General features: G+C 49.5%; 3 rRNA genes. All 3 read left to right on the top strand.

The features are described from left to right. Nucleotides 1-151: 151 nt before the first annotated feature. The 3 genes from EKM75_RS12530 to rrf all read left to right on the top strand — a co-directional run bounded on the left by EKM75_RS12530 (nucleotide 152) and on the right by rrf (nucleotide 5049). Nucleotides 152-1717 (top strand): 16S ribosomal RNA (locus EKM75_RS12530). A 223-nt stretch (nucleotides 1718-1940) separates the two neighbouring features. Then, a 23S ribosomal RNA gene (locus tag EKM75_RS12525) occupies nucleotides 1941-4859 on the top strand. Between the two features lie 73 nt (nucleotides 4860-4932). Continuing rightward, nucleotides 4933-5049 (top strand): 5S ribosomal RNA (gene rrf, locus EKM75_RS12520). Together the 16S, 23S and 5S rRNA genes form the textbook arrangement of a ribosomal RNA operon. Nucleotides 5050-5052 lie beyond the last annotated feature (3 nt).

Here is a 5052-nt window from a genome sequence, read left to right as displayed (position 1 = left end):
GGTAGACCTTTGAAAACTGAACATTGTTTCGACAAACCAAATATGTGTAGGGCGGTTTGATACTTGGTATCAAACCCAAACAATATTTGCGAAGTCAATTCGCTTTTAAAAATGTAACAACAATCGATGAGCTATTCAAGCACATCATCTATAAGATGAGAGTTTGATCCTGGCTCAGGACGAACGCTGGCGGCATGCCTAATACATGCAAGTCGAACGAGCTTCCGTTGATTGACGTGCTTGCACTGATTTCAACATTGAAGCGAGTGGCGAACTGGTGAGTAACACGTGGGAAATCTGCCCAGAAGCAGGGGATAACACTTGGAAACAGGTGCTAATACCGTATAACAACAAAAACCGCATGGTTTTTGTTTGAAAGATGGTTTCGGCTATCACTTTTGGATGATCCCGCGGCGTATTAGTTAGTTGGTGAGGTAAAGGCCCACCAAGACAATGATACGTAGCCGACCTGAGAGGGTAATCGGCCACATTGGGACTGAGACACGGCCCAAACTCCTACGGGAGGCAGCAGTAGGGAATCTTCCACAATGGACGAAAGTCTGATGGAGCAATGCCGCGTGAGTGAAGAAGGGTTTCGGCTCGTAAAACTCTGTTGTTAAAGAAGAACACTTCTGAGAGTAACTGTTCAGAAGTTGACGGTATTTAACCAGAAAGCCACGGCTAACTACGTGCCAGCAGCCGCGGTAATACGTAGGTGGCAAGCGTTGTCCGGATTTATTGGGCGTAAAGCGAGCGCAGGCGGTCTTTTAAGTCTGATGTGAAAGCCTTCGGCTTAACCGGAGAAGTGCATCGGAAACTGGGAGACTTGAGTGCAGAAGAGGACAGTGGAACTCCATGTGTAGCGGTGGAATGCGTAGATATATGGAAGAACACCAGTGGCGAAGGCGGCTGTCTAGTCTGTAACTGACGCTGAGGCTCGAAAGCATGGGTAGCGAACAGGATTAGATACCCTGGTAGTCCATGCCGTAAACGATGAGTGCTAGGTGTTGGAGGGTTTCCGCCCTTCAGTGCCGCAGCTAACGCATTAAGCACTCCGCCTGGGGAGTACGACCGCAAGGTTGAAACTCAAAGGAATTGACGGGGGCCCGCACAAGCGGTGGAGCATGTGGTTTAATTCGAAGCTACGCGAAGAACCTTACCAGGTCTTGACATACTATGCAAATCTTAGAGATAAGACGTTCCCTTCGGGGACATGGATACAGGTGGTGCATGGTTGTCGTCAGCTCGTGTCGTGAGATGTTGGGTTAAGTCCCGCAACGAGCGCAACCCTTATTATCAGTTGCCAGCATTAAGTTGGGCACTCTGGTGAGACTGCCGGTGACAAACCGGAGGAAGGTGGGGATGACGTCAAATCATCATGCCCCTTATGACCTGGGCTACACACGTGCTACAATGGACGGTACAACGAGTCGCGAAGTCGTGAGGCTAAGCTAATCTCTTAAAGCCGTTCTCAGTTCGGATTGTAGGCTGCAACTCGCCTACATGAAGTTGGAATCGCTAGTAATCGCGGATCAGCATGCCGCGGTGAATACGTTCCCGGGCCTTGTACACACCGCCCGTCACACCATGAGAGTTTGTAACACCCAAAGCCGGTGAGATAACCTTCGGGAGTCAGCCGTCTAAGGTGGGACAGATGATTAGGGTGAAGTCGTAACAAGGTAGCCGTAGGAGAACCTGCGGCTGGATCACCTCCTTTCTAAGGAATATACGGAGGCTACACATACTTTGACGAAACAATGTTCAGTTTTGAGGGGCTTACCTCTCTAACTTGTTCTTTGAAAACTAGATATTATCAATTATTTTCTTATTAATTATTTTTATTAAAGATAATTAAACCGAGAACACCGCGTATTTTGAGTTTTTTTAATTAGTTTATATCGCTAATACTCAATTAATCAACGATTACGAAGTAATCGTTAGGTTAAGTTATGAAGGGCGCATGGTGGATGCCTTGGTACTAGGAGCCGATGAAGGACGGGACTAACACCGATATGCTTCGGGGAGCTGTACGTAAGCTTTGATCCGGAGATTTCCGAATGGGGAAACCCAGTAGTTTTAACCAACTATTACAACTTAGGGAATACATACTTAAGTTGAGGCAGACGTGGGGAACTGAAACATCTAAGTACCCACAGGAAGAGAAAGAAAAATCGATTCCCTAAGTAGCGGCGAGCGAACGGGGAACAGCCCAAACCAACGAGCTTGCTCGTTGGGGTTGTAGGACTGAACATTTGAGTTACCAAAGTCAATGATAATCGAAGTGTCTGGGAAGGCACGGCATAGAGGGTGATACCCCCGTAGATGAAATCGTTGACCCTCAGTTCAGGATCCTGAGTACGGCCACACACGTGAAACGTGGTCGGAATCCGGGAGGACCATCTCCCAAGGCTAAATACTCCCTAGTGACCGATAGTGAACCAGTACCGTGAGGGAAAGGTGAAAAGCACCGCGGAAGCGGAGTGAAATAGTTCCTGAAACCATGTGCCTACAATTAGTTAGAGCCCGTTAATGGGTGATAGCGTGCCTTTTGTAGAATGAACCGGCGAGTTACGTTAATTTGCAAGGTTAAGATGTAAAGATCGGAGCCGTAGCGAAAGCGAGTCTGAAATGGGCGTTGCAGTAAGTTGACGTAGACCCGAAACCAGGTGACCTATCCATGTCCAGGTTGAAGGTGCGGTAAAACGCACTGGAGGACCGAACCCGTGTATGTTGAAAAATGCTGGGATGAGGTGTGGATAGCGGTGAAATTCCAAACGAACTTGGAGATAGCTGGTTCTCTCCGAAATAGCTTTAGGGTTAGCCTCGGAGTTAAGAATCGTGGAGGTAGAGCCACTGTTTGGACTAGGGGCCCGTCATGGGTTACTGAATTCAGATAAACTCCGAATGCCACTGATTTATATCCGGGAGTCAGACGATGAGTGATAAGATCCACCGTCGAAAGGGGAACAGCCCAGACCATCAATTAAGGTCCCTAAATACATGCTGAGTGGAAAAGGATGTGGAGTTGCACAGACAGCTAGGATGTTGGCTCAGAAGCAGCCACCATTTAAAGAGTGCGTAATAGCTCACTAGCCGAGTGATCCTGCGCCGAAAATTTACCGGGGCTAAGCATGTTACCGAAATTATGGATGCGACCATTAGGTCGCGTGATAGGAGAGCGTTCTAAGGGCAATGAAGCTAGACCGCAAGGACTAGTGGAGCGCTTAGAAGTGAGAATGCCGGTATGAGTAGCGAAAGATCAGTGAGAATCTGATCCACCGAATGACTAAGGTTTCCTGGGGAAGGCTCGTCCTCCCAGGGTTAGTCGGGACCTAAGCCGAGGCTGAGAAGCGTAGGCGATGGATAACAGGTTGATATTCCTGTACTAGTTAATCATGTTTGAACGATGGAGGGACGCAGTAGGCTACGGTATGCGCACGATTGGAAATGTGCGTTCAAGCGTCAAGTCTGGTGATGAGTCAAATGCTTATCGCTAAGGACAAGGCGTGACGAGGACCGAATTTTAGTAGGGAAGTGCCAGATGTCACACTGCCGAGAAAAGCTTCTAGTTAGTGATTAATTACCCGTACCGCAAACCGACACAGGTAGTCGAGGAGAGTATCCTAAGGTGAGCGAGTGAACTCTCGTTAAGGAACTCGGCAAAATGACCCCGTAACTTCGGGAGAAGGGGTGCTGCACGCAAGTGCAGCCGCAGTGAAAAGGCCCAGGCGACTGTTTATCAAAAACACAGGTTTCTGCAAAATCGTAAGATGACGTATAGGGGCTGACGCCTGCCCGGTGCTGGAAGGTTAAGTGGATGAGTTAGCTTCGGCGAAGCCCAGAAATGAAGCCCCAGTAAACGGCGGCCGTAACTATAACGGTCCTAAGGTAGCGAAATTCCTTGTCGGGTAAGTTCCGACCCGCACGAAAGGCGTAACGATCTGGGCACTGTCTCAACGAGAGACTCGGTGAAATTATATTACCTGTGAAGATGCAGGTTACCCGCGACAGGACGGAAAGACCCCATGGAGCTTTACTGTAGCTTGATATTGGGTGTTGACACAGCTTGTACAGGATAGGTCGGAGCCGTAGAACTCGGAACGCTAGTTTCGAGTGAGGCGCTGGTGGGATACGACCCTCGCTGTGTGAACACTCTAACCCGCACCACTTATCGTGGTGGGAGACAGTGTCAGGTAGGCAGTTTGACTGGGGCGGTCGCCTCCTAAAAAGTAACGGAGGCGCCCAAAGGTTCTCTCAGAATGGTTGGAAATCATTCGCTGAGTGTAAAGGCAGAAGAGAGCTTGACTGCGAGACAGACAGGTCGAGCAGGGACGAAAGTCGGGCTTAGTGATCCGGTGGTACCGTATGGAAGGGCCATCGCTCAACGGATAAAAGCTACCCTGGGGATAACAGGCTTATCTCCCCCAAGAGTCCACATCGACGGGGAGGTTTGGCACCTCGATGTCGGCTCATCGCATCCTGGGGCTGTAGTCGGTCCCAAGGGTTGGGCTGTTCGCCCATTAAAGCGGTACGCGAGCTGGGTTCAGAACGTCGTGAGACAGTTCGGTCCCTATCCGTCGCGGGCGTAGGAAATTTGAGAGGAGCTGTCCTTAGTACGAGAGGACCGGGATGGACATACCTCTGGTGTACCAGTTGTGCCGCCAGGCGCATCGCTGGGTAGCTATGTATGGATGAGATAAACGCTGAAAGCATCTAAGTGTGAAACTCGCCTCAAGATGAGATTTCCCATTCCTATATGGAAGTAAGACCCCTGAGAGATGATCAGGTAGATAGGCTGGAAGTAGCAGCGCCGTGAGGCGTGGAGCGGACCAGTACTAATCGGTCGAGGACTTAACCAAGTTGTAAAACGTGGTGTTCTCAGAGGAAATAATTGAATAATATCTAGTTTTGAGAGAAGAAGTTCTTTCATAGTGTAGTGGCGATAGCCTGAAGGATACACCCGTTCCCATGCCGAACACGGAAGTTAAGCTTCAGCACGCTGATAGTAGTTGGGGGATCGCCCCCTGCGAGGATAGGACGTCGCTACGCGAA

Source organism: Levilactobacillus tongjiangensis (assembly GCF_003946345.1).
Lineage (GTDB): Bacteria > Bacillota > Bacilli > Lactobacillales > Lactobacillaceae > Levilactobacillus > Levilactobacillus tongjiangensis.
This window is presented reverse-complemented; position numbering and strand designations above follow the sequence as displayed.